The organism is Pseudomonas sp. NMS19W (assembly GCF_051554255.1).
GTDB lineage: Bacteria > Pseudomonadota > Gammaproteobacteria > Pseudomonadales > Pseudomonadaceae > Aquipseudomonas > Aquipseudomonas kribbensis.
Genome location: NZ_CP136718.1, coordinates 1,989,176 through 2,014,276, shown reverse-complemented (window position 1 = coordinate 2,014,276; position 25,101 = coordinate 1,989,176). Strand labels below are relative to the sequence as shown.

General features: G+C 59.8%; 19 protein-coding genes, 5 tRNA genes and 3 pseudogenes. 9 read left to right on the top strand and 18 right to left on the bottom strand.

Features of this window, described 5'->3' with window-relative positions:
• Positions 1 to 45: 45 nt before the first annotated feature.
• The 9 genes from R1A29_RS09075 to gltX all read right to left on the bottom strand — a co-directional run bounded on the left by R1A29_RS09075 (position 46) and on the right by gltX (position 5,332).
• The gene (locus tag R1A29_RS09075; protein WP_085711993.1) at positions 46 to 1,005 is read right to left on the bottom strand and encodes a tRNA dihydrouridine synthase; all 960 of its coding nucleotides are present in this window, start codon (positions 1,003 to 1,005) and stop codon (positions 46 to 48) included.
• A 35-nt stretch (positions 1,006 to 1,040) separates the two neighbouring features.
• Positions 1,041 to 1,502 carry an acyl-CoA thioesterase gene (locus R1A29_RS09070; RefSeq protein ID WP_134826065.1) on the bottom strand — a complete coding sequence of 154 codons (462 nt, stop codon included), beginning with the start codon at positions 1,500 to 1,502 and terminating at the stop codon, positions 1,041 to 1,043.
• A 47-nt stretch (positions 1,503 to 1,549) separates the two neighbouring features.
• Positions 1,550 to 2,383: an alpha/beta fold hydrolase gene (locus R1A29_RS09065; protein WP_438301210.1), complete on the bottom strand. Its 834-nt coding sequence runs from the start codon at positions 2,381 to 2,383 to the stop codon at positions 1,550 to 1,552.
• A 30-nt stretch (positions 2,384 to 2,413) separates the two neighbouring features.
• The gene (locus R1A29_RS09060) at positions 2,414 to 2,953 is read right to left on the bottom strand and encodes a TetR/AcrR family transcriptional regulator (RefSeq protein WP_007956432.1); all 540 of its coding nucleotides are present in this window, start codon (positions 2,951 to 2,953) and stop codon (positions 2,414 to 2,416) included.
• 181 nt (positions 2,954 to 3,134) lie between these two features.
• Positions 3,135 to 3,210 (bottom strand) — tRNA-Glu (locus tag R1A29_RS09055).
• A 78-nt stretch (positions 3,211 to 3,288) separates the two neighbouring features.
• A tRNA-Ala gene (locus R1A29_RS09050) sits at positions 3,289 to 3,364 on the bottom strand.
• Positions 3,365 to 3,417: 53 nt separating this feature from the next.
• Positions 3,418 to 3,493: transfer RNA gene (locus R1A29_RS09045), tRNA-Glu, on the bottom strand.
• A gap of 79 nt (positions 3,494 to 3,572) precedes the next feature.
• Positions 3,573 to 3,648 (bottom strand) — tRNA-Ala (locus R1A29_RS09040).
• 202 nt (positions 3,649 to 3,850) lie between these two features.
• A complete protein-coding gene (gene gltX, locus R1A29_RS09035; RefSeq protein WP_438301209.1) occupies positions 3,851 to 5,332 on the bottom strand; it encodes a glutamate--tRNA ligase in 1,482 nt (493 codons plus the stop codon).
• 230 nt (positions 5,333 to 5,562) lie between these two features.
• On the opposite strand from gltX, the gene R1A29_RS09030 reads away from it, so the two are divergent.
• Both R1A29_RS09030 and R1A29_RS09025 read left to right on the top strand, forming a co-directional pair.
• Positions 5,563 to 6,612 carry an HlyD family secretion protein gene (locus R1A29_RS09030; RefSeq protein WP_119427460.1) on the top strand — a complete coding sequence of 350 codons (1,050 nt, stop codon included), beginning with the start codon at positions 5,563 to 5,565 and terminating at the stop codon, positions 6,610 to 6,612.
• 61 nt (positions 6,613 to 6,673) lie between these two features.
• Positions 6,674 to 8,153 (top strand): annotated as a pseudogene (locus R1A29_RS09025) (MDR family MFS transporter).
• A gap of 6 nt (positions 8,154 to 8,159) precedes the next feature.
• Here R1A29_RS09025 and uvrB read toward each other — a convergent pair.
• Positions 8,160 to 10,175, bottom strand: coding sequence for an excinuclease ABC subunit UvrB (gene uvrB, locus R1A29_RS09020; RefSeq protein ID WP_085711986.1), 2,016 nt, complete (start codon positions 10,173 to 10,175; stop codon positions 8,160 to 8,162).
• A 336-nt stretch (positions 10,176 to 10,511) separates the two neighbouring features.
• Here uvrB and R1A29_RS09015 point away from each other — a divergent pair, with 336 nt between their 5' ends.
• The 3 genes from R1A29_RS09015 to R1A29_RS09005 all read left to right on the top strand — a co-directional run bounded on the left by R1A29_RS09015 (position 10,512) and on the right by R1A29_RS09005 (position 12,168).
• On the top strand, positions 10,512 to 11,708 hold the full coding sequence (locus R1A29_RS09015; RefSeq protein WP_085711985.1) for an amino acid aminotransferase: 1,197 nt from the start codon (positions 10,512 to 10,514) through the stop codon (positions 11,706 to 11,708).
• Between the two features lie 113 nt (positions 11,709 to 11,821).
• Positions 11,822 to 12,022: a hypothetical protein gene (locus tag R1A29_RS09010; RefSeq protein WP_065257405.1), complete on the top strand. Its 201-nt coding sequence runs from the start codon at positions 11,822 to 11,824 to the stop codon at positions 12,020 to 12,022.
• Positions 12,023 to 12,092: 70 nt separating this feature from the next.
• Positions 12,093 to 12,168: transfer RNA gene (locus R1A29_RS09005), tRNA-Asn, on the top strand.
• A 123-nt stretch (positions 12,169 to 12,291) separates the two neighbouring features.
• Here R1A29_RS09005 and R1A29_RS09000 read toward each other — a convergent pair.
• Positions 12,292 to 13,811, bottom strand: a pseudogene (locus tag R1A29_RS09000) (nucleobase:cation symporter-2 family protein).
• A 254-nt stretch (positions 13,812 to 14,065) separates the two neighbouring features.
• Between R1A29_RS09000 and R1A29_RS08995 the strand changes: the two are divergent.
• Together R1A29_RS08995 and R1A29_RS08990 are read left to right on the top strand one after the other, a co-directional pair.
• Positions 14,066 to 14,326, top strand: a pseudogene (locus R1A29_RS08995) (BrnT family toxin).
• 27 nt (positions 14,327 to 14,353) lie between these two features.
• Positions 14,354 to 14,683, top strand: a complete 330-nt coding sequence (locus R1A29_RS08990; protein WP_438301208.1) for a BrnA antitoxin family protein — start codon at positions 14,354 to 14,356, stop codon at positions 14,681 to 14,683.
• A 3-nt stretch (positions 14,684 to 14,686) separates the two neighbouring features.
• Here the strand turns inward: R1A29_RS08990 and R1A29_RS08985 are convergent, their stop codons facing one another.
• Positions 14,687 to 15,514, bottom strand: a complete 828-nt coding sequence (locus R1A29_RS08985) for an arylamine N-acetyltransferase family protein (protein WP_438301207.1) — start codon at positions 15,512 to 15,514, stop codon at positions 14,687 to 14,689.
• 183 nt (positions 15,515 to 15,697) lie between these two features.
• On the opposite strand from R1A29_RS08985, the gene R1A29_RS08980 reads away from it, so the two are divergent.
• Positions 15,698 to 16,285 (top strand): GNAT family N-acetyltransferase, encoded by a 588-nt coding sequence (locus R1A29_RS08980; RefSeq protein ID WP_438301206.1) that lies wholly within the window; start codon positions 15,698 to 15,700, stop codon positions 16,283 to 16,285.
• Positions 16,286 to 16,291: 6 nt separating this feature from the next.
• On the opposite strand, the gene R1A29_RS08975 is transcribed toward R1A29_RS08980, so the two are convergent.
• On the bottom strand, positions 16,292 to 17,734 hold the full coding sequence (locus tag R1A29_RS08975) for a mechanosensitive ion channel family protein (protein WP_119427468.1): 1,443 nt from the start codon (positions 17,732 to 17,734) through the stop codon (positions 16,292 to 16,294).
• Positions 17,735 to 17,881: 147 nt separating this feature from the next.
• Positions 17,882 to 18,748, bottom strand: coding sequence for a pirin family protein (locus R1A29_RS08970; protein WP_438301205.1), 867 nt, complete (start codon positions 18,746 to 18,748; stop codon positions 17,882 to 17,884).
• A gap of 219 nt (positions 18,749 to 18,967) precedes the next feature.
• Here R1A29_RS08970 and dkgB point away from each other — a divergent pair, with 219 nt between their 5' ends.
• Positions 18,968 to 19,771 (top strand): 2,5-didehydrogluconate reductase DkgB, encoded by an 804-nt coding sequence (dkgB, locus tag R1A29_RS08965; protein ID WP_438301204.1) that lies wholly within the window; start codon positions 18,968 to 18,970, stop codon positions 19,769 to 19,771.
• A gap of 4 nt (positions 19,772 to 19,775) precedes the next feature.
• On the opposite strand, the gene R1A29_RS08960 is transcribed toward dkgB, so the two are convergent.
• The 4 genes from R1A29_RS08960 to R1A29_RS08945 form a co-directional block, all read right to left on the bottom strand.
• Positions 19,776 to 22,997: an ATP-binding protein gene (locus R1A29_RS08960; RefSeq protein ID WP_438301203.1), complete on the bottom strand. Its 3,222-nt coding sequence runs from the start codon at positions 22,995 to 22,997 to the stop codon at positions 19,776 to 19,778.
• Between the two features lie 11 nt (positions 22,998 to 23,008).
• Entirely contained in the window at positions 23,009 to 23,635 is a 627-nt protein-coding gene (locus R1A29_RS08955; protein ID WP_438301202.1) for a response regulator, read from the bottom strand.
• Positions 23,636 to 23,790: 155 nt separating this feature from the next.
• A complete protein-coding gene (locus tag R1A29_RS08950; RefSeq protein WP_438301201.1) occupies positions 23,791 to 24,210 on the bottom strand; it encodes a chemotaxis protein CheY in 420 nt (139 codons plus the stop codon).
• 145 nt (positions 24,211 to 24,355) lie between these two features.
• Entirely contained in the window at positions 24,356 to 25,072 is a 717-nt protein-coding gene (locus R1A29_RS08945; protein ID WP_438301200.1) for an MgtC/SapB family protein, read from the bottom strand.
• Positions 25,073 to 25,101: the final 29 nt, after the last annotated feature.

The following is a 25,101-nucleotide window of genomic DNA, read 5'->3' as shown; positions in this document are numbered from 1 at the left end:
ATAGGGACCTGCGTTTTGTTTTCAAGAGATTATTCGAAGATTTTTTCAGGCGGCTTCGGCGACCGGCAAGCCCAGCAAACGCGAGACCTGGTCCGGCTCGGTCTCACGCCGAAGCACGGTAAACAGCTCGGTGGCCTCGGGATAATTTCGGGTCAGCATCGCCAGCCATTGCTTCAAACGGCCCGGCGATTGACGCGCTGTCATCTGCGCTTTGGCTTGCAGCCAGAAGTCCTGGATCAGTGGCATCAGTTCGGCCCAGGTCATCTCGACGACTTCCTCGCCGGCACGGGCGGCAGCGATCTGCTTGGCCAGATCGGGGCGCGAAACCAGACCACGACCGAGCATGATGTCCTCGACGCCGCTGATTTCCCGGCAGCGACGCCAGTCTTCGACGCTCCAGATGTCGCCGTTGGCGAACACCGGCACCTTGACCACATCCTGCACACGCGGAATCCACTCCCAATGGGCCGGCGGCTTGTAGCCGTCCATCTTGGTCCGGGCATGAACCACGATATGCTCGGCGCCGCCCTCGGCCAGCGCCGTGGCGCACACCAGCGAGCCGTCCGGGCTGTCGAAACCGAGGCGCATCTTGGCGGTGACCGGGATGTGCGCCGGTACGGCACGTCGCACGTGTTCGACGATCTGGTTGAGCAGCTCCGGCTCCTTGAGCAGCACCGCACCGCCACGGGACTTGTTGACGGTTTTCGCCGGGCAGCCGAAGTTCAGATCGATCACTTCGGAACCCAATTCGCAGGCCAGCGCAGCGTTTTCCGCCAGGCACACCGGGTCGGAACCCAGCAATTGCACGCGCAGCGGTACGCCGGAAGCAGTACGAGCACCGTTGAGCAATTCAGGGCCGAACTTGTGGAAATAGGCCGGGGTCAGCAACTGATCGTTGACCCGGATGAACTCGGTCACGCACCAGTCAATACCGCCGACACGGGTCAGGACATCGCGCAGGATGTCGTCGACCAACCCTTCCATCGGCGCCAGAGCAATTTGCATGGGAAACACACACTCAAGGAAAAACGTGCGGCAGTTTACTGGGTTTCGCGGGTTAAACCCATGTCCGCTGTCTGGATGGCCGGGCCGTAACCTTCAATGAACTCGGCGGGCATGCGCTTCGGCTTGCCGGTGGACAGCTCGATGCAGACAAAGGTGGTCTGGGCGCGCAGCAGCGTGGTGTTGTCGCTGGGGCGAATCAGCTGGAAGTGACGGGTCATTTTCAGGCGCTGATCCCAATCGACAATCCAGGTCGCCAATTGCAGTTCGTCACCTTCGTAGGCGGCGGCCAGATAATCGATTTCATGTCGCACTACCGCCATCGCCCGATCCAGACGACGATACTCGACCAGATCCAGACCCAGCCGCTGCGAGTGACGCCAGGCGCAGCGTTCGAGCCAGGACACATAAACCGCGTTGTTCGCGTGCCCCAGCCCGTCGATGTCCTCGGCGCCCACTTGCAGATCAATGGTAAACGGCGTTGCCCGATCCCAGCCCATGCCCTACTCCCGGTCAAATGATTCAACCGGGGCAGTGTAACGGATGACTAGGCCGATTGCCGCGCCTGAAGGCTGCGACCGGCGAGCAGTGATAACACGCCATCAATCACCCGAGGGTCGGCCAGCACGCGCTGATGACCGCCGGCTTCCAGGCGCAGCAGTCGGCTGTCGAACCAGGATTCGTGGATCAGTTGGGATTCCTTGACCGAGACGAACGTGTCGTCTTCGGCGTGCACGATCAGGCCTGGCATATCCAGTTGATAGTGGGCGACATCGAGGGTCGCGGCGCGCATGCCGACGTCCTGTTCAACCTGGCGGATGAAGGCAGAACGAGCTTTGGGCGGCATGCCGACGTAGCGGGCAAACCCGCGCAATACGCCCAGAATACGGGCAGGCGCGGCAATGCTGACCAGGGTTTCAGTGCGCAGACCCAGTTGCACGGCGAGCATCGCGCTGGCGCCGCCCATGGAGTGGCCGATGACGGCTTGCAGCGGTGGCAATTCAGCAGCGGCTTCGAGCATGGCGCGGGCGAACAATACAACGTTGGCTTCGCGTCCCGGTGATCTCCCGTGGGCCGGACCGTCGAGAGCGACCACGGTGTAACCGGATTCGACCAGCGCCGTGATCAGCGCAGCAAACTGGGTCGGCCGCCCTTCCCAACCGTGCATCAGCAGAACCGTCGGGCCTTGCCCCCAGCGCAATGCAGAGAGGCCGAAGCGCAAAGTGATCCGCTCGGATTTCGCCAGCAGCGGCAATTCCCAATCCCGTGGTGAATTTGCGCGGGGCGTCATGAATGCCAGCCGCATTTTGCTTGCTACCAGTTTCGGTGCAAACCAGCCCAAGGTGCCATTAACGCCGCGAACCCACTTCAACGTGCTCATCGCTCTCTCCTCAGGCTCGCTGCCTTCAGGTCAACGCACCGCCGATTTGGCAGCGCGCAGCAATCGATCGGACAAATCACCAGGCCCCAACGCTCTTGAGAGCGCCAGACCACCTACCATCAAGGCCACGTCGGCCAACGCTTTATCGATGTCTTCCGGGCTTGAAGCCAACTGCGCGATCATCAGTTCCAGGTGCTCGTTCAGCGCTATGCGAAATTCTTCCGGCAGCCGCCCGAGCTCGCCGATGGAAGCCGGAATCGGGCAGGCCGAGTCACTGGAATCACGGTGCTTGCGCGACAGGTAGAACGCAGCCACCAGGGCGCGACGCTCTTCGCCGGTCAATTCGGAGTCCATGTCGGCAATCAGGTCGCGGCGGCGACCCAGCAACTGCTTGAACGCCTCAAGCATCATGGCGTCCTTGCTTTCGAAGTGCGCATAGAAGCCACCGACAGTCAGGCCGGCGGCGCCCATCACTTCACCCACGCTCGGCTCGGCCGGGCCACGCTGGATCAGAGCGGCGCTGGCAGCCTTGAGGATGCGTTCGCGGGTTTGAGCTTTTTTGTCGTTCATCGTTGCCTCCGAATATTACGATTAGAATATTATTCTCATAATAATATTCTGCAAGTCGAAAATATGACCGCTGGTCTGAAGCACAGTTTAAGGAAAAAGGAGATTTGGCCAAACGCCAGACAAACAAAAGGGCCATTCAATAATTGAATGACCCTTATAAATCCCGCAAGGCGGGTAATCGTGGCGTCCCCTAGGGGACTCGAACCCCTGTTACCGCCGTGAAAGGGCGGTGTCCTAGGCCACTAGACGAAGGGGACACAAACCTTCTATACAACTGATCAGTGCTGAGATCTGATCGATTCAAGGCCGGTGTGGCCAGACCTTGAACTGTAAATTGGTGGAGCTAAGCGGGATCGAACCGCTGACCTCCTGCATGCCATGCAGGCGCTCTCCCAGCTGAGCTATAGCCCCGGATTTTTCGCCTCGCGGCGGAGCGACTACTTGTAACATCGCTTCTGTAAAACTGGCGTCCCCTAGGGGACTCGAACCCCTGTTACCGCCGTGAAAGGGCGGTGTCCTAGGCCACTAGACGAAGGGGACGCAAACCCTTCTATACAACTGATCAACGCTGAGTGTTGATCGCTTCGAAGCCGGTGTGGCCAGGCTTCGAAGTGTAAATTGGTGGAGCTAGACGGGATCGAACCGTCGACCTCTTGCATGCCATGCAAGCGCTCTCCCAGCTGAGCTATAGCCCCTCATCGTTGATGTCATCGCTGAGGACGGGGCGAATCTTAAGGGCGTATCGAAAGCCTGTCAAACTTATTTTTGAAAAATTTCAAAATTTTTTGTCGGCATAACAATCACTTACCGCCCTCCCCCCGTAAATTCGGGGGAAAGCGCCGAAGGACGGGATCAAAAGATCCTGGCCTGCGGCGCGTCCTGCAGAGTCAAACGCAATCAGGCGATAGCGCCCAACAGCTTTTCCCACTCTTTGTTTTCCTTCTTCGACACGCCGCCCAGCAGGTCAATCGCCTGGCGCAGACGGAAACGCGTCAGGTCCGGCCCGAGGATTTCCATCGCATCGAGCACCGACACCGAGCTCGCCTGACCGGTAATCGCCGCAAACATCAACGGCATCGCATCACGCAGTTTCAGCTCGAGAGATTCGACCACCGCCTGAATCGTCGCGGTGATGCTGTCCTTCTCCCACTGACGCAGGCTTTCCAGCTTCCACAGGATCAACTGCATCAGTTGACGAACCTGATCGCCAGACAGCTTTTTCGATTCGAACAGTTTGGCGTCCGGATTAACGCCACCGGCGAAGAAGAAGCCGGCCAGCGGTGCGACCTGGCTGAAGGTTTCGACGCGGCCCTGAACGTGCGGCGCGATCTTCATCATGTATTCGGAGTTGAACGCCCACTTCTGTACGCGAGCGGCGAACTCTTCCACCGGCAGGTCACGCAACCACTGGCCGTTGAGCCACGACAGTTTCTCGATGTCGAAAATCGGCCCGCCCAGCGACACGCGCTTGAGGTCGAAGTTGTCGACCATCTCCTGCAGCGAGAACTTCTCGCGCTCGTCCGGCATCGACCAGCCCATGCGGCCCAGGTAGTTGAGCATCGCTTCCGGCATGAAGCCCATGCGCTCGTAGAACGTCACCGAGGTCGGGTTCTTGCGCTTAGACAGCTTGCTCTTGTCCGGGTTACGCAGCAGCGGCATGTAGCACAGCTCCGGTTGTTCCCAACCGAAGTATTCGTAAAGCAGGATCAGTTTCGGTGCCGACGGCAGCCATTCTTCACCACGCAGAACGTGGGTGATGCCCATCAGGTGATCGTCGACCACGTTGGCCAGGAAGTACGTCGGCAGGCCGTCGGTCTTCATCAGCACTTGCATGTCCATGCGATCCCACGGGATCTCGACATCTCCCCGCAGCATGTCCGGCACCACGCAGACGCCTTCGGTCGGCACTTTCATGCGGATCACGTGCGGCTCGCCGGCAGCCAGGCGGCGCGCGACTTCTTCCTTGGACAGCAACAGCGCACGACCGTCGTAGCGCGGGGTTTCGCCGCGCGCCATTTGCTCGGCGCGCATCTGGTCCAGCTCTTCCGCGGTGCAGAAGCACGGGAAAGCGTGGCCCATGTCGACCAGTTGCTGGCAGTACGTCTGATAGATGTCGCCGCGTTCGCTCTGGCGATAAGGACCGTGCGGGCCGCCGACGTCCGGGCCTTCGCTCCAGTCGATGCCGAGCCAGCGCAGAGCGTCGAAAATCTGCTGTTCGGACTCGCGGGTCGAACGCAGTTGATCGGTGTCTTCAATGCGCAGGATGAACTCACCGCCGTGCTGCTTGGCAAAGCAGTAGTTGAACAATGCGATGTAAGCGGTACCTACGTGGGGATCCCCGGTAGGCGATGGCGCGATGCGAGTGCGGACGGTGGTCATGGCATGTCTCGAAAAGAATGAAAAGCAAAGAACAATCAAGCGGCGAATGGTAACAGGCGACACCCGCCCCGCTCCAGCGGGCAGGGCATTTAAGCCAATTTTGCGTCTGTAACGCCCGTAGGCCGTGGTGAATGGCTGAATATCAGCAGACGGCATTTACCGTTCATCGGCTGTATGCCAGATTCGCCTGCTGATAACTTTCCTTACAATTCCTCGACTACAGTTTGCCCATGCCTGCCCAACTCAAGCGTCGCCTGTTCATTTTCCTGCTGCTCGTCCTGCTGATTGCCGGGGGCTTTTTCGCTCATTGGTTTTTCAAGGGCCGCTTTTATGAAAGCACCGACAACGCCTATGTCCAGGGTGAAATCACCCGCGTGTCGAGCCAGTTGAGCGCGCGCATCGACGAAGTCCTGGTGCAGGACAATCAGCACGTGGAAAAAGGCCAGTTGCTGGTGCGTCTCGAAGGCGACGACTTCCGCCTCGCCGTCGATCGCGCCAATGCCGCCCTCGCCACCCGTGAAGCCGAGCGCCTGCAGGCCCAGAGCAAGCTGACTCAACAATCCAGCCTGATCGCCGCCAGCGAAGCACAAGTGGCAACCACGCAAGCGACACTGGGCCGCTCGCAGATTGACCTGTCCCGTGCAGAAGCCCTGCGCAAACCCGGTTTCGTTTCCGAGGAGCGTGTCACCACCCTCTCCGCCGACAACCATATCGCCCGCTCGCAAGTGGCCAAGGCCCAGGCCGATGCACAGAGCCAACGCCAGCAGGTCAGCGCACTGAATGCCGAGATCAAGCGCCTCGATGCGCAGATCGCCAACGCCCGCGCCGACCTTGCCCAGGCCGAGCTGAACCTGACCCGTAGCGAAATCCACGCGCCGATCAGTGGCCTCGTCGGCCAGCGCGCCGCACGCAATGGCCAGATTGTTCAGGCCGGCGCGTACCTGCTGTCGATCGTTCCGGACGAAGACATCTGGGTGCAGGCCAACTTCAAGGAAACCCAGATCGGCCACATGCAGCCTGGCCAGAAGGCCGAGCTGGTCTTCGACGCTTATGGCGATACGCCGATCGAAGCCCGGGTCGACAGCCTGTTCGCGGCTTCCGGCGCGCAGTTCAGCCTGTTGCCGCCGGACAATGCCACCGGCAACTTCACCAAAGTCGTACAGCGGATTCCGGTCAAACTGACTTTCAAAGCCGATAACCCGCTGCACGGCAAGATCCGTCCGGGCATGTCGGTCACCGCCACCGTGAATATCAAAGACGCCCCAGACAATGGCCGGTGATCAACTGATCCGTCCGGTCGGCGAACCGACCCGGCGGGACTGGATCGCGGTGATGAGTGTCATGCTCGGCGCCTTCATGGCGGTGCTCGATATCCAGATCACCAACTCGTCGCTCAAGGACATTCAGGGCGCCCTGTCGGCGACCCTGGAAGAAGGCTCGTGGATTTCCACCTCGTACCTGGTGGCGGAAATCATCATGATCCCGCTGACCGCGTGGCTGGTGCAGTTGCTATCGGCGCGAAGGCTGGCGGTGTGGGTCTCGCTGGGGTTTCTGATTTCGTCCTTGCTGTGTTCGATGGCCTGGAGCCTGAGACAGCATGATCGTGTTTCGCGCCATGCAGGGTTTCACCGGTGGCGCGCTGATCCCGCTGGCCTTCACCCTGACCCTGATCAAACTCCCCGAGCACCACCGTGCCAAAGGCATGGCGATGTTTGCCATGACCGCCACTTTCGCCCCGTCCATCGGCCCGACCCTCGGCGGCTGGCTCACGGAAAACTGGGGCTGGGAGTACATCTTCTATATCAACGTGCCGCCGGGGCTGATCATGATCGCCGGTCTGATGTACGGCCTGGAGAAGAAAGAAGCGCACTGGGAACTGCTGAAAAGCACCGATTACACCGGCATTCTCACACTGGGCATCGGCCTTGGTTGCCTGCAGGTGTTTCTTGAAGAAGGTCATCGCAAGGACTGGCTGGAATCGAGCCTGATCGTGACACTGGGCAGCATTGCCCTGCTAAGCCTGATCACCTTCGTGATCGTGCAGATTTCAAAGCCCAACCCGCTGATCAACCTCGGCATCCTGCGCAATCGCAACTTTGGGCTGTCGAGCATTTCCAGCCTGGGCATGGGCGTCGGGCTGTACGGCTCGATCTATCTGCTGCCGCTGTATCTGGCGCAGATCCAGAATTACAACGCCCTGCAGATCGGCGAAGTGATCATGTGGATGGGCGTGCCACAGCTGTTCCTGATTCCGCTGGTGCCGAAGCTGATGAAATTCGTGTCGCCGAAATGGCTGTGTACCTTGGGGTTCGGTCTGTTCGGGCTGGCGAGTTTTTCATCCGGCGTGCTCAACCCGGACTTTGCCGGGCCGCAGTTCAACCAGATCCAGATCATCCGCGCCCTCGGCCAGCCGTTGATCATGGTGACCATTTCGCTGATCGCCACGGCTTATATCCTGCCGCAGGATGCGGGGTCGGCGTCGAGCCTGTTCAACATCCTGCGCAACCTCGGCGGCGCCATCGGCATCGCCCTGCTCGCGACGTTGCTGGATGCTCGCACCAAGACTTACTTCGATTATTTGCGCGAAGCGGTGGTGCCGACCAATCCGCAGGTGGCCGAACGCCTGGCGTCGATGACCGATCGCTTTGGCAGTGACACGGCGGCGCTGGGGAAATTGAGTGACATCGTCCATCAGCAGGCGCTGATCATGGCCTACAACGATGCCTTTCATTTTGTCGGGATTGCGCTGGGGATCAGCATGCTGGCGATCTTGCTGACCAAGAAGCTGCCCGCCGGCCTGAAGGCCGGCGAGGCACACTGACTCGAATCAGACTGCCAAAAGCCGCTCGCGCATTTTCGCAATCTCGTCGCGCATCTGCGCCGCCGCTTCGAATTCCAGGTCGCGGGCCAACTGGTACATCTTCTCTTCCAGTTGGCGGATGCGTTTGGTGATCTCGCTTGGCGAACGCAATTCCGCTTCGTACTTGGCGTTTTCTTCGGCGGCCTTGGCCATGCCTTTGCGCTTCTTGCTGCGTGAACCGGGCACGGTGGCGCCTTCCATGATGTCGGCGACGTCCTTGAACACGCCCTTCGGCGTGATGCCGTTGGCCAGGTTGAAGGCGATCTGTTTGTCACGACGGCGCTCGGTTTCGCCAATCGCCCGCTCCATCGAGCCGGTAATGCGGTCTGCGTAGAGAATCGCCCGGCCATTGAGGTTACGTGCCGCACGGCCGATGGTCTGGATCAACGAACGCTCGGAACGCAGAAAGCCTTCCTTGTCCGCATCGAGAATCGCCACCAGCGACACTTCAGGCATGTCCAGACCTTCACGCAGCAGGTTGATCCCCACCAATACATCGAAAGTGCCGAGGCGCAGGTCGCGGATGATTTCCACCCGTTCGACGGTGTCAATGTCCGAGTGCAGATAACGCACGCGCACGCCGTGATCGGCCAGGTAATCGGTCAGGTCCTCGGCCATGCGCTTGGTCAGCGTGGTGACCAGCACCCGCTCTTCCAACGCCACGCGCTTGGTGATTTCCGAGAGCAGATCGTCGACCTGAGTCAGCGCCGGGCGCACTTCCACTTGCGGATCGACCAGACCGGTCGGGCGCACAACCTGTTCGATCACTCGTCCGGCGTGTTCGGCTTCGTAGTTGCCGGGTGTGGCCGAGACGAAAATCGTCTGCGGGCTCACCCCTTCCCACTCGTCGAAGCGCATTGGCCGGTTGTCCAGCGCCGATGGCAGGCGGAAGCCGTATTCCACCAGCGTTTCTTTACGCGAACGGTCGCCCTTATACATCGCGCCGACCTGCGGCACGCTGACGTGGGATTCGTCGATTACCAGCAAGGCGTCGGCCGGCAGGTAGTCGTAGAGGGTTGGCGGCGCCGCACCGGCCGGACGCCCGGACAGGTAGCGCGAGTAGTTTTCGATGCCGTTGCAGTAACCGAGCTCGAGGATCATCTCCAGGTCGAACCGGGTACGTTGCTCCAGACGCTGGGCTTCGACCAGTTTGTTGTTGTTGCGCAGGTATTCCAGACGTTCCTGCAACTCGACCTTGATCCCCTCGATGGCATCGAGCAGGGTTTCCCGGGGCGTCACGTAGTGGCTCTTCGGATAGAACGTGAAGCGCGGCAGCTTGCGGATGACCTCGCCGGTCAACGGGTCAAATGCGGAAATGCTTTCGACTTCATCATCGAACAACTCGATGCGGATCGCTTCGAGGTCGGATTCGGCCGGATAGATGTCGATCACGTCGCCGCGCACCCGGAACGTCGCACGGGCGAAATCCATGTCGTTTCGGGTGTATTGCAGGTCGGCCAGACGCCGTACCAGCGCGCGCTGATCGAGCTTGTCGCCGCGATCGACGTGCAAGACCATTTTCAAATAGGTTTCCGGGCTGCCCAGACCGTAGATGCACGACACCGTGGTGACGATGATCGCATCCTTGCGCTCGAGCAATGCCTTGGTCGCGGACAGACGCATCTGCTCGATGTGGTCGTTGATCGACGCATCCTTCTCGATGAAGGTGTCGGACGACGGCACATAGGCTTCGGGCTGGTAGTAGTCGTAGTAGGAAACGAAGTACTCGACGGCGTTGTTCGGGAAGAACGACTTGAACTCGCCGTAAAGCTGCGCGGCCAGGGTCTTGTTCGGCGCCAGCACCAGGGTCGGACGCTGCACCTGGGCAATCACGTTGGCGATGCTGAAGGTCTTGCCCGAACCGGTCACACCGAGCAGGGTCTGGTGCGCCAGCCCGGCTTCAATGCCCTCGACCATCTGGCGAATGGCTTCAGGCTGATCGCCGGCAGGGTCGAATCGGGTGACGAGCTGGAATTCAGACATAAACACCTCTGGAATCGCGACGCCGGCGGCAAACCGCAGCACCACGAGAAAGACCGCAAACGACCGATGTCGCGCAAGGAAAAACGAAGATTGTGCTGAATGTGGAGCCGATTGCCTCGCCTTTCAAGGCAAACGTCCTACATCCGGTAAAGTCTCCGACAAGTCCATTCGACTAACGGTCGAGAAATAATCGGAAAAACTTACCTGAAAACCCGATTCGCCTGTCGCCATTGATCGATGATGGCCTCTATACTAGCTCCCCGTTTGTGCACCGCTCTAGTGCATTCGGCTGGAGCGCCACACGTCCCTCCACTCTCCATTAGAGCTGCCGTAAAAATGAGCCTGTTCTCCGCTGTCGAAATGGCACCCCGCGATCCAATCCTGGGCCTCAACGAAGCATTCAACGCCGATACCCGGACCAATAAGGTCAACCTCGGGGTGGGTGTGTACTGCAACGAAGAGGGGCGAATTCCACTCCTGCGCGCCGTTATCGAAGCCGAAACCATTCGCGCTGCTCAGCACGCCTCCCGTGGCTACCTGCCAATCGACGGCATTGCTGCCTACGACCAGGCCGTGCAAAAGCTGCTGTTCGGCAATGATTCGCCACTGCTGGCCGCTGGCCGCGTGGTCACCACTCAGGCCGTCGGCGGGACCGGCGCACTGAAAATCGGTGCCGACTTCCTCAAGCAACTGCTGCCGAATGCCGTTGTGGCAATCAGCGACCCGAGCTGGGAAAACCACCGCGCGCTGTTCGAAACCGCCGGTTTCCCGGTGCAGAACTACCGTTACTACGACGCCGCCACCCACGACGTAAACCGTGCCGGCCTGCTCGAAGACCTCAACGCCCTGCCGAACGGCTCGATCATCGTGCTGCACGCTTGCTGCCACAACCCGACCGGCGTCGACCTGAGCCCGGCGGACTGGAACAACGTGCTGGAAGCGGTCAAGGCCAAAGGTCACGTGCCGTTCCTCGACATGGCTTACCAGGGTTTCGGTGACGGCATCGCCGAAGACGCCGCTGCCGTGCGTCTGTTCGCCGAGTCCGGCCTGACCTTCTTCGTGTCGAGTTCCTTCTCCAAGTCGTTCTCGCTGTACGGCGAGCGCGTCGGCGCGCTGTCGATCGTCAGCGAATCGAAAGAAGAAAGCGCCCGCGTTCTGTCTCAGGTCAAGCGCGTGATCCGCACCAACTACTCCAACCCGCCGACTCACGGTGCAAGCGTTGTCGCCGCTGTGTTGAACAGCCCGGAACTGCGCGCCCAGTGGGAAGCCGAACTGGCTGAAATGCGCCTGCGCATTCGCGGCATGCGCGAGCAGATGGTTGCTCTGCTGGCGAAGAAAGCCCCGCAGCGTGACTTCAGCTTCGTCGGTCGTCAGCGTGGCATGTTCTCCTACTCCGGCCTGACCACCGAGCAGGTTCACCGCCTGCGCAACGAGTTCGGCATCTACGCCCTGGACACCGGCCGCATCTGCGTCGCCGCGCTGAACCAGAGCAACATCGAAGTCGTGACGGACGCCATCGTTCAGGTCATCTGATCCGGCGCAGCACTGAAAACGGGAAGCTTTCGGGCTTCCCGTTTTTTTATTTGTCTGAAGAAAAGCCGCAACACCCTCTAGACTGCACACAGACGATATTTCAGAGAGCCGACATGAAAAACGATGACCTGCGCGCCGACCGCGATGAGCTGGACTACTATCCGCCTCGCACCTCGGGCAAACGCGAAAAGAGCCTGGTACTGCAAGTGGCGGCCGGCGTGTTTCTCGGGGGACTGGCCCTTTGGCTGGTGCAACTGGCGGCCACAGCGTTGTACGCCAAACTGCTGATGGGCACCTTTACATTCGGCGGCTGAAAACCGTTCAGCAAAAAAATATCCGGCAAAGCTTGACTAGTCTTTTTAAATCAGTAACATACGCACCAATTCCGCAATAGCTCAGTTGGTAGAGCAAGTGACTGTTAATCACTGGGTCCCTGGTTCGAGTCCAGGTTGTGGAGCCAAATACAGAGCCCCTGAATCGCAAGATTCAGGGGCTTTTTTGTGGGCGTTGAAAAAGTGCGTGCCATAAAAAAGGGCCGATCAGTTTCTCAACTGATCGGCCCTTTTTTGTTTCAAAGCAGCGGTCAGACGTGCTCGCTGCTCTTGGCATGCACTTTCGGTGCGCCATGACCGTGATCCGAATCCGGATCGATCACCGGCACTTCATTGCCGTCGCAGTCATGCAGCTTGCCGTCGCTGAAGTAATCACCTTCACGCAGCGCCGCCAGATCCCGATAACGCAGGGTCCGCTCTTCTGCCGCCGCGAACACCGACTGCTGATCCGAGTTGCCCGCCGTGAAGTGGTTGAACGCCAGGTTCAGCAGGATCGCCATGATCGCCGACGAACTGATACCCGAATGGAAAATGGTCGCGAACCAGCTCGGGAAGTGATCGTAGAAGTTCGGCGCGGCAATCGGGATCATGCCGAAACCGATCGAGGTCGCAACGATGATCAGGTTGACGTTGTTGCGGTAATCGACCTTGGACAGCGTGCGGATGCCACTCGCCGCCACGGTGCCGAACAGCACGATACCGGCGCCGCCCAGTACCGAAGTCGGCACTGCTGCGATGACCCGGCCCATGAACGGCAGCAGACCAAGGATCACCAGGAAGATACCGCCGGTCGCCACCACATAACGGCTCTTGATCCCGGTCACCGCCACCAGCCCGACGTTCTGGGCGAAGGCGCTCTGGGTGAACGAGCCGAAGATCGGTGCAAACATGCTCGACAGCATGTCTGCCCGCAGGCCGTTGCCCAGACGCTTGGAGTCGACCTTGGTGCCGATGATTTCACCGACCGCCAGGATGTCCGCCGAAGTTTCCACCAGGGTCACCATGACCACGATGCACATCGACAGAATCGCAGCAAAGTGGAAGGTCGGCATGCCGAAATGGAACGGTGCCGGGAAGCCGAACATCGGGCCCTGGGTGACGCTGGAGAAGTCCGCCATGCCGAGAAACACCGCCAGCACCGTGCCGATCACCATGGCCAACAGGATCGACAGACGCGAGATGGTGGAGCTGCCGACCTTGCTCAGCAGCAGCACCAGCACCAGCGTGACCGCCGCCAGTCCGATGTTCTGCATGCTGCCGAAGTCCGGAGCGTGGCTGTTGCCACCCATTGCCCAGCGTGCGGCCACCGGCATCAGCGTCAGGCCGATGGTGGTAATCACGATGCCGGTAACCAGCGGTGGAAAGAACTTGGTGATGCGCGAGAACACCGGCGTGATCAGCAAGCCGATCAACGACGCGGCAATCACCGCCCCGAGCACCGACTGAAAGCCGCCCTCCCCGCCACTGCTGACAATCGCCACCATCGTGGCAACACCGGAGAACGACACGCCCTGCACCAGCGGCAACTGACATCCGAAAAACGGTAGACCCAGGGTTTGCAGCAACGTGGCCAGCCCCCCGCAAACAATGAAGCAGCAATCAACAGACCAATGTCCGCCGGCGACAACCCGGCGGCCTGACCGATGATCAGCGGCACCGCGACGATACCGCCATACATGGTCAGAACATGTTGCAGGCCGTAAGCCATATTCGCGCCGACCCCGAGGTTTTCGTCCTCGGGCCGTTGGTGTGAAACATGGGGCGTTTTCATGGTGGGGGGTTCCCTGGTTTTTGTTATGCGCACACTGTATTCAATACTCGTGACAAATGTCCATAGAGTTGTATACAACTTATCAGTCACATTATGGATAGGTAGCCACCCAACCTTCTATCCCGCCGCTTCCATCCCCCACAAATCCGGCAACACATCGTTAACTGACCCCACGTTTTATCGACCTAGGCTGAAGTGTTCATGGCGACCGACGGTGCGGCCGCGCTCTTTTTTATACATATAAAGTATGCATAATGAAGTCATTCAAGATTCAGTTCGACAAAAGCAAGAATGCTGCCAACAAACTCAAGCACAGAGGAATCAGCCTCGCCGAGGCCGAACCGGTCTTCTACGACGAATGAGCACTGACGATTGAAGACAACGACCATGACGAACAACGCTGGATCACACTCGGCACCGACGCCAAGGGACGTTTGCTGGTCGTTGTTTACAGCTATCGGGAGCCGAATATTGTTCGAATCATTTCCGCGCGCAGCGCAACACCCAGCGAGTGACGCCAATACTTTCCGGAGACTTGATCAATGAAGGATGAGTACGATTTCAGCCAAGGTAAACGCGGCGCTGTTGCCTCCAACAAGGGCAAGTCCCGCATCACCATCATGCTCGATGACGCGGTCATCGAGGCCGCGCGCGGGGTCGCTGAAAGCGAGGGGTATGGCTATCAGACGGTAATCAACAACACCCTGCGCCATGCGCTGCTCGACGGCCGTGCCACAGCCGATGAACTCGAGCATTCCATCGGTCAATTCAAGAAAGGCATCACCGCCACCGACCTCAAGAGCCTTGAGAAAAAACTGTCGGCGGCCGTGAACGAAATCCGGCGAGTACTGGAGCCGGATGTAAAACCATAGGTTTCAGTTCGGCTGAATCAAGCGCGCCAGCGCCACACGCGCACCAGGCTGGTGCGGCAAGCGCAGGCCGAACTCCCGCTCCAGCAATTCGATCAGTTCATCGACATCTGTCACCTCGCGCCGCTCGCTCTCGGCACCAATGCGGTGGATCGCGAAACTGCCGTTGTTCAACGTGCGCCGCCAGCCGTCGCCCGTACGCGCGACCATCAGGCGCTGGGCGAACGGTGAGTCCGGGTGCGTCGAGACGTACCAGTTGCCAAGGGTGTAATCGATGTCTTCCTGCCGTTGCAGGTCGAACAGATACATCGGCCGCCATTCGCCGGCGACTCTGGCCCGCAGCATGTAGCCATCGGCTTGCACTTCGATGCGATAGGGTTCGTGCGGCGTGGATTGCTCGGCTTCGGTATCCAGAATCAGCGGTGCGGTCGGCACCATGCCGCCGAAGCCGACATCGGTGATGTATCGCACGCCGTCGAGGGTCACCAGACTCAGGCGGTGAGTACGCGCCGTCCAGCTGCCTTCGGGCTGATTCATGACCACTCGGCCGCTGATGCCCCGCGCATCGAACCCCAGCTCCAGCAGCAAGGCCAGAAACAGATTATTGAGCTCGTAGCAGTAACCGCCACGGGCATCGTCCAGAACCTTGCGCTGGATTGACGGCAGATCAATCAATACAGGTTCGCCGCTGAGCGTCGACAGATTCTCGAAGGGAAAGGCGCCGGTATGACGCAACTGCAACAGACGCAGGGTCTCAAGGGTCGGAGCCGGCGGCGTGTCGAACCCCAACCGTTGCAGATACTGTTTCAGATTCGTCAGGCGTGGCTCGCTCATTGCTCGGTCCTTATGCATGGAGACGCGGATCGTTCCGCCGATGGTCGCCATGTATACGGGATCAGGGCATTGAATCGACAATTGATTTCACCAATCGGCCTTGCCGCCAGAACCCACGGTTGCAACGACGCCGCCCGATGCGGCGTAATAAGCCCTCGCCCGAACTGCCGAGAGCCACGCACCATGCACATCACACTGGAAGGCCAGGGCATCCTCCTGCGCCCTCTCCAATACACCGATGCCGACGCCCTGCTCCACGCCGCTGCCGACGGCGAGTTATGGAACCTCACCGTCACCGTGGTGCCGTCGGCGACCACCGTAAACAGCTATCTGAAAAAGGCCCTCGACGGGCGTGAGGCAGGCACGGTCATGCCGTTTGCGATCGTATTGAAGGAAACCGGCGAGGTGATCGGCTCGACCCGTTTCTGGAAGATAGATCCGCTCAATCGCAAGCTGGAGATCGGCAGCAGCTGGATCTCGGCGCGCTTCCAGAAAACCTTCGTCAACACCGAAGCCAAGTACCTGATGCTACGCCACGCCTTCGAGGTACTTGATTGCGTGCGCGTGCAATTCACCACCGACGAAAACAACCAGAAATCACGCCATGCAATCCTGCGTCTGGGCGCGCAGCAGGAAGGCATCGTGCGACACGAACGGATCATGCCTGACGGCCGCAAGCGCAACTCGGTGCGCTTCAGCATCATTGATGACGAATGGCCGCAGGTGCGCTTGAACCTCGAACAGAAACTCGCCGGATACGAACGCCGCTGATTCGGCTCAGGCGCGATGGCGCAGCCACTGCAGGAAGCCTCTTTTCGGCACGGCTACCGGCGTTTCCTGAGTCAGCGCCTGCGCCTTGAGCAGGCGGAAATCCAGCAGCGCCTTCATTGCATCGTTGATGTCATGACGGGCATCCAGGCAAGGCTTGAGATACGACTTCTCGATGCGGTACAGGGCGCAGAACGTCTTGGCGGAAAAGTCGGCCGGCAACGAGGTATCGGAAAGGATCCCGGCCTCGCCGATCACTTCCCCAGGCCCCATGCGTCCTGATTCGAACGGTACGCCGTGCCGGTTCAAGGTAACCGAAACCACACCGGACTCAATGATGAACAAATGATCGCTGACCTCCCCGCCCGCCAGAATGATCTCGCCGGCACGGAAGGTTTGCAGAGCCATGTTCTGGCTGAAGGTCTCTTTTTCTTCCTGACGCAGGGTGGAGAAGATCGGCGAGCTATCGAGCAGCGCCCGAGGCCGTGAGAGATGGGCCGGGGCGGCGGGTTCATCGCTCGACAGCAGATTGACTCCGGACGCTTGCAGATGCCGGAAAGCCAGATCGAACAACTGATTGCGCACTGCGCGCTTCTCGCTCATCGACGCCACGAAACCACTGATTTCATATTCCGCACCGGCACTGCTGGAACTCTTCAGCGCGACGCTTGGCGCCGGGTTGTCCAGCAATGGGCGACAGCCCTGCATCGCCCTCTCCAGGGCGTCGATCACTGAGTTCGGCCGCGCATGGGGGCTGACCTGCACACTCACGGCAACACCGAACATATTGCTCGGGCGGCTGAAGTTGATGATCTTGGCCTTGGCCGCCAGCGAGTTGGGAATCACCGCCATGCTGCCCTGTGAGGTTTGCAGGCGCGTGGCGCGCCAGTCGATGTCGGTGACCCGCCCTTCCGTGCCGTCGATGGAAATCCAGTCATCGAGTTGATAGGGCTTGGTGGTGTTCAGGACGATCCCGGAGAACACATCGCTCAGGGTGCTCTGCAACGCCAGACCGACGATGATCGCCAGTGCTCCGGACGTGGCCAGCACGCCCTTGACCGGCAGGTCCAGCACATAGGCCAGCGCCGCAATGATGGCGATCAGGAAAATCACCGCGCCGAGTAGATCCTGCAACAGCCGCCCGGTGTGGCCGACCCGCTGCATCATCACCGCACCGATCAACACCGTCAGCGTGCGCGCGCCAAACAGCCACCAGCCGATCTGCAACCCGGTTGCCGCCAGATGCAGCGGCACGTTGTCGGCCCACGGCGCCGGCTCCATCGGATTGAGGCCTTCGTTGAACAGCAGCACGCTGAACAGGCTGAAAATCAGTACCCGCACCAGCAGCTTCCATTCGCTGCCGTGGGAACTGATCAGGCGCCACAAACCCAGGTCGAGCAGGATCAGGATCAACGCGCAGAACAACGGATGTTCAGTCAGCAGTGACAGCATCAAACAACTCCGACAGAGGTCAATCGCGAGAAGATCGCACAGATTGGGCTTAGTGTAGGAGCAATTGATTTGGCGGGATAAGGGCTATTGAAGACGCTTCTGAAATAAAGCTGTGGGAGCCAGCAAACTGGCTCCCACAATATCGATCTACGCGGGCATCCGTCCGAACCGGCCAGACTGGAAATCAACGAACGCCTGGTGAATTTCCTGCTCGGTATTCATCACGAACGGGCCGTGACCGACGATCGGCTCATCGATCGGTTCGCCACTGAGCAGCAACACCATCGCGTCCTCGCTGGCCTCAAGCGTCAGGCGGTCACCCTCACGCTCGAACAACGCCAGTTGCCCTACGCCCGCCGACTCCTCGCCGTTGATCCGGACCGAGCCACGCAGCACCACCAGCGCAGTGTTGCGGCCTTCGTGCAGCTCCAGCGTCAACAACTTGCCGGCATTCAGGCGCAGGTCCCAGACGTCGATGGGCGTAAAGGTCCGGGAAGGCCCCTTGTGACCGTCGAATTCACCCGCGATCAGACGCAGGTTGCCGGCACCGTCCCGGAGGGCGACGTTCGGGATATCGCTGTCGAGAATCGTCTGGTAACCCGGGTCGGCCATTTTGTCTTTGGCCGGCAGGTTGACCCACAACTGCACCATTTCCAGCGTCCCACCTGTCCGGGCGAAATCTGTCGAATGAAACTCCTCGTGCAGGATTCCGGAAGCAGCGGTCATCCACTGCACATCGCCGGGGCCGATCTTGCCACCGCTGCCCGTGGAATCGCGATGCTCCACTTCGCCGTCATAAACGATGGTGACGGTTTCGAAACCACGGTGCGGGTGCTGACCCACCCCACGTCGTTCACTGGTCGGGGTGAAATGCGCAGGACCTGCATGGTCAAGCAGCAGGAACGGGCTGATGTACTTGCCCAGGTTGTCGTAGGAAAACAGTGTGCGAACCGGAAACCCATCGCCGACCCAGTGGCCGCGAGGGCTGGTATAGATACCGATGAGGTTTTTCATGGTGGGCTCCGAATTGAGGTTGATCATGGAGTGATCATAAATTCGCCACGTATTTAGCACTAGTCAGCCAAAACCGTCCTCATCGTTCTATTGATGGAACGATCCCCATCGCAGCGATTCGTGACTTTCAGTCAACAGTACTTTGCCCCGACAGCGGTTTTTCTCAAGGAAGCAGCAGCGGATACTCCGTCCATTCCCACTGCAACCCTGGAGTCATGCATGTCTGTTCCCGCTTTTGGTCTTGGTACGTTTCGCCTGCAAGGTCAGGTGGTCATTGATTCGGTGAGCACCGCCCTCGAGCTGGGTTACCGGGTCATCGACACCGCCCAGATCTACGAGAACGAAGCCGAAGTCGGCCAGGCCATCGCTGCCAGCGGCATCGCCCGCGAAGAACTGTTCATCACCAGCAAGATCTGGATCGCCAACTTTGCCGGGGATCGCTTGATCGAGAGCCTCAAGGAAAGCCTGCAAAAGCTGCAGACCGACTACCTCGACCTGACGCTGATCCATTGGCCGTCGCCGGAAGATCAGGTGCCGGTGGAAGAGTTCATGGGCGCTCTGCTGGAAGCCAAACGCCTGGGCCTGACCCGCCAGATCGGTGTATCCAACTTCACCATCGACCTGATGAAACAAGCCATCGCAGCAGTGGGTGCAGACAACATCGCTACCAACCAGATCGAGCTGCACCCGTACCTGCAAAACCGCAAGGTCGTGGAATTTGCACAGAGCCAGGGTATCCAGATCACCTCGTACATGACCCTGGCCTATGGCGAAGTGCTGAAAGATCCACTGGTTGTCGAAATCGCCAAGCGTCTGCAAGCCACTCCGGCGCAGGTCACTCTGGCGTGGGCGATGCAATCGGGTTACGCGGTGATTCCGTCTTCGACCAAGCGCGCCAACCTGCAAAGTAACCTCGGCGCCACCGCGCTGACGCTGAGCGACGCTGATATGGCGTTGATCGACTCACTGGAGCGTGGCCAGCGCCTGACCAGCCCCCAAGGCATCGCGCCGCAGTGGGATTGACCGCTCAGGCCTGAAGTTGCTGCGCGAGGTCGTGCATGGCCACGCGCAGCAATTCGATAGCAACATTCAATGCGGCTTCGGGCTCACCGTCCCCGCAGGCCTGTTCAAGTATCCGACACGCCGAAACCACGCGCTCGGCACCGATCACATGCGCCCCGCCTGTGATGTGATGTGCCAGATCCTTCAGACCTGCACGATCACCTTCCCGCCCTGATTCCTCCAGACGCTCCAGGTCGATACGCAGACTGCTCAGCACCTCCTCGCGCAACTGCCCGATAAGCGGGTTGTCCGCTCCCGCCAGTTGCAATAGCGAATCCAGATCGAACCCGGGCAATACCTGCTCCTTCACTCCTTCGACCTGCATTTTGTCGGGCTCTGCGGTCATCAGCGCCAGGCTCAGTTCCCGCAGCAGAACCGGTTTGAACAGGCAATCATCCATTCCGGCAGCCAGACATCGCTGCTTTTCCTCCAGCTGTGCATTGGCGGTATACCCCAGAATCAGACAAGGCGCCCTGCCCGCCGCCTTCTCTTCTTCGCGAATCGCTCGCGCCAGGTCGTAACCGTTGAGCCCGGGCAAGTTGATGTCGGTGATCAGTGCATCGAAAGATTGACCACGCCACAGATCCAGCGCCTGTTCACTACTCCCGATATCGACAAAGCGATGCCCGAGCTCGCTCAACTGCCGACACAGCAGCAGACGATTCACCGGATGGTCGTCCACCACCAATACGTCCAGCGCCTTTGCCGCCGTCACTGTCGGCGTCGTAACGTCCTCCTGACCCTGCGACTCCAGCACGGGCAGTACCAGACGCAGCATGACTTGTGTGCCTCGTCCGGGTTCGCTGGTCATCCACAAGTCGCCGCCCATCATCCGGCACAGGCTGCGGCTGATCACCAGCCCCAGACCGGAACCGCTGCGGGCCGACATTGGCTGACTGCCAACCTGCACGAACGGGCTGAACAAGCGTTGCTGATCCTCGGCGCTGATGCCCCGGCCGCTGTCCTCAATGACTACACCTATTTCCAGTAACCCGTCCCGCTCGGCGAACACTCGCAATCGCAGGCTCACGTCGCCTTCATCGGTAAACTTGATCGCGTTGCTCAACAGATTCGACAACACCTGCTTGAAACGCAGGGCGTCGAGCATCACCTCGACATTGCTGCGCTCATCCAGCTCGACATGCCACGACAACTGCTTTTGGTGCGCCACTCCTTCGAAAATCCGGCACACCGACAACACCGTCTCACGCAGATGGGTGCGTTCGGGAGCCAGCGACAGATGACCGGATTCGATGCGGGCGATATCGAGAATATCGCCGATCAATGCCAGCAGTTGCTGCCCCGCCGTGGACGCCACCTGGATGGCCCCACGGTCGGTCACGCCCTCATTGGCATGCTTGAGCGCCAGTTCCAGCATGCCCAGCAGGGCATTCATGGGCGTACGGATTTCGTGGCTCATGACTGCCAGAAAGGTGCTCTTGGCCGGGTTGGCGTCATCCGCCGCGTCCTTGGCCTCCTGCAGTTGAAGCAGCCATTGCTGGCGCTGGCGAATCTGCCGACGCTGAAAGGCGATCCAGCCCAACGCCAGCAGCAACAGCCCGGACGCACCGGCGAATCCAAGCAGGATCTCCCGTCGATGGCGCTGCCAGTAACTGTCATCGGCAACCGCGTCACGGCCCCAGCGCTCGACCAGATCGTCGAGTTCCTTCGGGGCAATGCTCAGCAGCGCCTTGTTCAGAATCGAATGCAACACCACGGCATCCGGTGCGGTGGCCAACGCAATCCGCGCGGGCTGGTCCCCCACCGTACCGACTATCCGGGTACGCCCCCGGTACTGACGGGAGATCAGATAACGCGCCACCATCAACGAGCTCAGTGTGGCATCGGCCTGTCCGCTGACAATCGCTTCCATCCCGGCTGCCGGGCTTGGTACTTCGACCAATCTGAGCTGCGGTACTCGCTCCAGCAGATAATCGCGCAACGGGTGACCGCGATAGATCGCAAGCCGTTTGCCGGCCATGTCGTCCAGGGTTCTAACACCCGACGCCGATACCCCGCTGACCAGGACGAACGGATTGTTCAGATAGGCTCGGGAAAAACGCATTTCGAGTTCACGCTCGCTGCTGGGTGTCACCACCGGCAGCAGATCAAGTTCCCCGGCCTTCAATTGTTCGATCTGTCGGTCCAGTGACTGCCCCCGTACGATCTCGAACTTCAGGCCGCTGCGCTGACTGATCAGGCTCAACAACTGCGCCGCAAGCCCCTGCACTTTTCCCTCGGCATCAAAGAACGTCAACGGGGCGAAATCCTCGATCGCACCGACACGTACGCTCGGATGCCGGTCGAGCCACGCCTGTTCACTGCTGCTCAGACTTACCCGCGCCTGTCCCGTCATGTCCGCACGCCCGGCACTCCAGCGCAGTTCCATGGCCAGGCGTTGCTCCATGGGAATGGCCAGCAGGGCCTTGTCGACCAGTCGTTTCAAGCGTGTGTTGCTGCGAGTCAGGGCAAAGGCGAACGGGTTGGCGTCAAGGCCCGAAGGGCCGGCCAGCTGCAGGTCGTTGTGGAAGTTGATGTTGATCAGGTAACTGGCACTGATGAAATCGCCGAGGTACAGGTCATCCCGTCCGAATGCCACGGCGCCGAGGGCATCGAGAATCGAGCGATAGCGCTGCAAGGTGGCTTGCGGGTAAGCCTTCTGGATGGTCGAAACCGGCAGGTAATCATCCACCATGGCGATGCGCTTGCCTGCCAGATCATCGGGCAACGGATCGTCGAGCCGGGTCACCCACATCGGCTGATCTTCGGCATAGGCGCGAGACAGCATCAGCTCGGGATCGGCAATCTCATAGTTGTTCGAGGTGCCCAGCAAGTCCAGTTCGCCGGCCTTGAGCGCGGCCATGGCACTTTCGCGGTCTGGGTAGCACCAGACCTCGATCCGGACATTCAGCACTTGTGCGATCGCGTCGGCGTACTCGGCCGTGAGACCTTCCAGTTCATGCCGGTTGCGGGTCAATTCAAAGGGAGGATAGTCCGGCCCGGAGGCGCCGATGCGCAATACCGGGTGTGCCCTGAGCCACTGGCGATCCTGCTCGTCGAGGCGTACCTGCACGCCCTCCAGCCGGGTGCGAGAGATGATTTCCAGTTTTTGCGCAGCACCGGATGCCTGCACCGCGTTTGCCAAAAGGAAGATCATCAGAAGAATGCATCGCAGCGGCCTCATCATCGGGCAGCCTCTCAGAGCAGATGGTTGCGTCTGGCGAACTCGCGCAACACCACCAGTGAGCTGACCCCGAGCTTGAGCATCAGGCGAGTCTTGTAGGTACTGATGGTTTTGTGACTCAGGTTCATCTCCTGGGCGATGTCCTTGTTGGGCTTCCCATGCGCCAATTGCACGAGAATGTGTAACTCGCGATTGGACAATCCTTCGATCTGCTGTCGCTCGTCACTGTGCACATCAGGTTGCCCTGCGTTGATATCCGGCAATTCCTGAAAATAGCTGTAACCGGACCGGACAGCCTTGATCGCACTCTGCAACTGCTGCAACTCGGCAGACTTGGCCACAAAGGCCATTGCACCTGCACGTCGGCAACGCACCAGGTAGTTGTTCGGGTCGGCCGATGAAAAAATCACGATTTTGCAGATCATCCCGAGGGCGTTGATCCGGTCCAGCACTTCAAGCCCTCCCATGCCCTTGAGCTTCAGATCGAGCACGATCAATGTCGGCGTGTGGGCACGGATCATCGGCACCACGTCGACGCCACTCGAAGCGACATGAATCGGTTTATAGCCCAGTGACTCCAGAACCATTCTGACGGCACCGACAACCACCGGGTGATCGTCGACGATCAATGCTGAATCCATGACCACTCCCGGGCGAATACATGACGATGACGTCACCGATCCTGTAGGAACGGGACGACGGGTAGCTGCGCTACAACTGTTGCACGGGACGCATGGCGAAACACCTGTCAGACCTGACAGTTGCGCCATCGGGCGATCTGTGATTTGGCGCGCCATCACGCAAGGGATTTTGCCGGGCACACAGGCGATGAACGCACCCGGGAAGCCTCCACCGACGCCATCAACTGTGTGATGGCGCTCATTGAGGGCAGCGCGGCGTCGCAGGTGGTGATCTTTGGCCGAAAGTATCCGGGAACCTCCGATGAGTTCAGCGCTTCGCCATAGACCAGTGCATGCCGGACCTGCGCCAGATCGAACAGGAATCCGTGCAGATCCGGCATTCCGCCTGCCAGTTGAGAGTCGGTCACCAGCACATCGAACGGCTCGCAGCCGTAATCGATCAGTGTCAGCAGTTCGGTGAAGTTCTGCACCGGTGCGATGCGGTAGTAATCGAGGGCATTGAACATCCGCTCGATCTTCATCCGGTGAAAGTGCCGGGTGTCGGCGATCAAAATGCGCAAGGTTTTGTCGGCCATCGTGGAAGTCCCGCCAGTCGCTTCAAGTGGCGGCAAGACTACCCAAGCATCGAGGCATGCTCTGTAGGACTATTCCGAAAATAACCGTCACTCATCCGGATTGACGGCTACCCATGCCATTGCCCGACGACGGGAATTCGAAACTTTATTCCGTGGTACTCGGGCTCCAGAACGCCTGTACCACCAGGTTCGACGTTGAAATCCGCTTCACCAGCGCGTCCAGTTCATCACCGTCCACCGAGGTCGTTGCGAGCGTGGCTTCGATCTCGATTTCGTCGGCACCAAAGGCGTGTACATCGACGTCACTGGCCGGGTAGTTGCTGCGTTCGAGCTCGGCCTCAAGCAAGGCGAACACTGCGGTCTGCTGCGAGCGCCGGGCGATCACGTAGACGATGTTGGTAACTTCCGCCGAAACCACATCCAGCGGCTGGCGGTTGATGTTGTTGACGATCGGTCGCAGCAAGGTATTGGCGGCGAGCACGAACAAAGTGCCGAGCACGGCTTCGGCCAGCAGGTCGGCGCCGGCACAGGCGCCGACCGCTGCCGAGGTCCAGAGTGTGGCGGCGGTGTTGAGGCCGCGCACATTGCCCTCTTCGCGCATGATCACACCGGCGCCAAGAAAGCCGATCCCGGACACCACGTAGGCGACCACCCGCACTGCACCTTCAGCCCCGCCGAGACGATTGGCCATATCGACGAAAATCGCCGCGCCGACCGCCACCAGCACGTTGGTGCGCAGGCCTGCCGTGCGTTGCCGGTACTGGCGCTCGAAACCGATCAGGCCGCCAAGAATGAACGCCGCGCTGAGGCTGACCAGGGTGTCGAGCAGCGAAGTGAGGTTGATGTTGTTGATGGCTTGCATGTTGAACTCCTTGAAACCGCCCCCCTTGC

Excerpts from the sequence above, each read along its gene's own strand:
- uvrB (WP_085711986.1), bottom strand. The coding sequence starts at position 10,175 with ATGTCTGAATTCCAGCTCGTCACCCGATTCGACCCTGCCGGCGATCAG.
- R1A29_RS09015 (WP_085711985.1), top strand. The coding sequence starts at position 10,512 with ATGAGCCTGTTCTCCGCTGTCGAAATGGCACCCCGCGATCCAATCCTG.
- R1A29_RS08970 (WP_438301205.1), bottom strand. The coding sequence starts at position 18,748 with ATGAAAAACCTCATCGGTATCTATACCAGCCCTCGCGGCCACTGGGTC.
- dkgB (WP_438301204.1), top strand. The coding sequence starts at position 18,968 with ATGTCTGTTCCCGCTTTTGGTCTTGGTACGTTTCGCCTGCAAGGTCAG.
- R1A29_RS09060 (WP_007956432.1), bottom strand. The coding sequence starts at position 2,953 with ATGAACGACAAAAAAGCTCAAACCCGCGAACGCATCCTCAAGGCTGCC.
- R1A29_RS08980 (WP_438301206.1), top strand. The coding sequence starts at position 15,698 with ATGCACATCACACTGGAAGGCCAGGGCATCCTCCTGCGCCCTCTCCAA.
- R1A29_RS08975 (WP_119427468.1), bottom strand. The coding sequence starts at position 17,734 with ATGCTGTCACTGCTGACTGAACATCCGTTGTTCTGCGCGTTGATCCTG.
- R1A29_RS08945 (WP_438301200.1), bottom strand. The coding sequence starts at position 25,072 with ATGCAAGCCATCAACAACATCAACCTCACTTCGCTGCTCGACACCCTG.
- R1A29_RS09070 (WP_134826065.1), bottom strand. The coding sequence starts at position 1,502 with ATGGGCTGGGATCGGGCAACGCCGTTTACCATTGATCTGCAAGTGGGC.
- R1A29_RS08990 (WP_438301208.1), top strand. The coding sequence starts at position 14,354 with ATGAAGGATGAGTACGATTTCAGCCAAGGTAAACGCGGCGCTGTTGCC.
- R1A29_RS08985 (WP_438301207.1), bottom strand. The coding sequence starts at position 15,514 with ATGAGCGAGCCACGCCTGACGAATCTGAAACAGTATCTGCAACGGTTG.
- R1A29_RS08960 (WP_438301203.1), bottom strand. The coding sequence starts at position 22,997 with ATGATGAGGCCGCTGCGATGCATTCTTCTGATGATCTTCCTTTTGGCA.
- R1A29_RS09075 (WP_085711993.1), bottom strand. The coding sequence starts at position 1,005 with ATGCAAATTGCTCTGGCGCCGATGGAAGGGTTGGTCGACGACATCCTG.
- R1A29_RS08955 (WP_438301202.1), bottom strand. The coding sequence starts at position 23,635 with ATGGATTCAGCATTGATCGTCGACGATCACCCGGTGGTTGTCGGTGCC.
- R1A29_RS09065 (WP_438301210.1), bottom strand. The coding sequence starts at position 2,383 with ATGAGCACGTTGAAGTGGGTTCGCGGCGTTAATGGCACCTTGGGCTGG.
- R1A29_RS09030 (WP_119427460.1), top strand. The coding sequence starts at position 5,563 with ATGCCTGCCCAACTCAAGCGTCGCCTGTTCATTTTCCTGCTGCTCGTC.
- R1A29_RS08950 (WP_438301201.1), bottom strand. The coding sequence starts at position 24,210 with ATGGCCGACAAAACCTTGCGCATTTTGATCGCCGACACCCGGCACTTT.
- gltX (WP_438301209.1), bottom strand. The coding sequence starts at position 5,332 with ATGACCACCGTCCGCACTCGCATCGCGCCATCGCCTACCGGGGATCCC.
- R1A29_RS09010 (WP_065257405.1), top strand. The coding sequence starts at position 11,822 with ATGAAAAACGATGACCTGCGCGCCGACCGCGATGAGCTGGACTACTAT.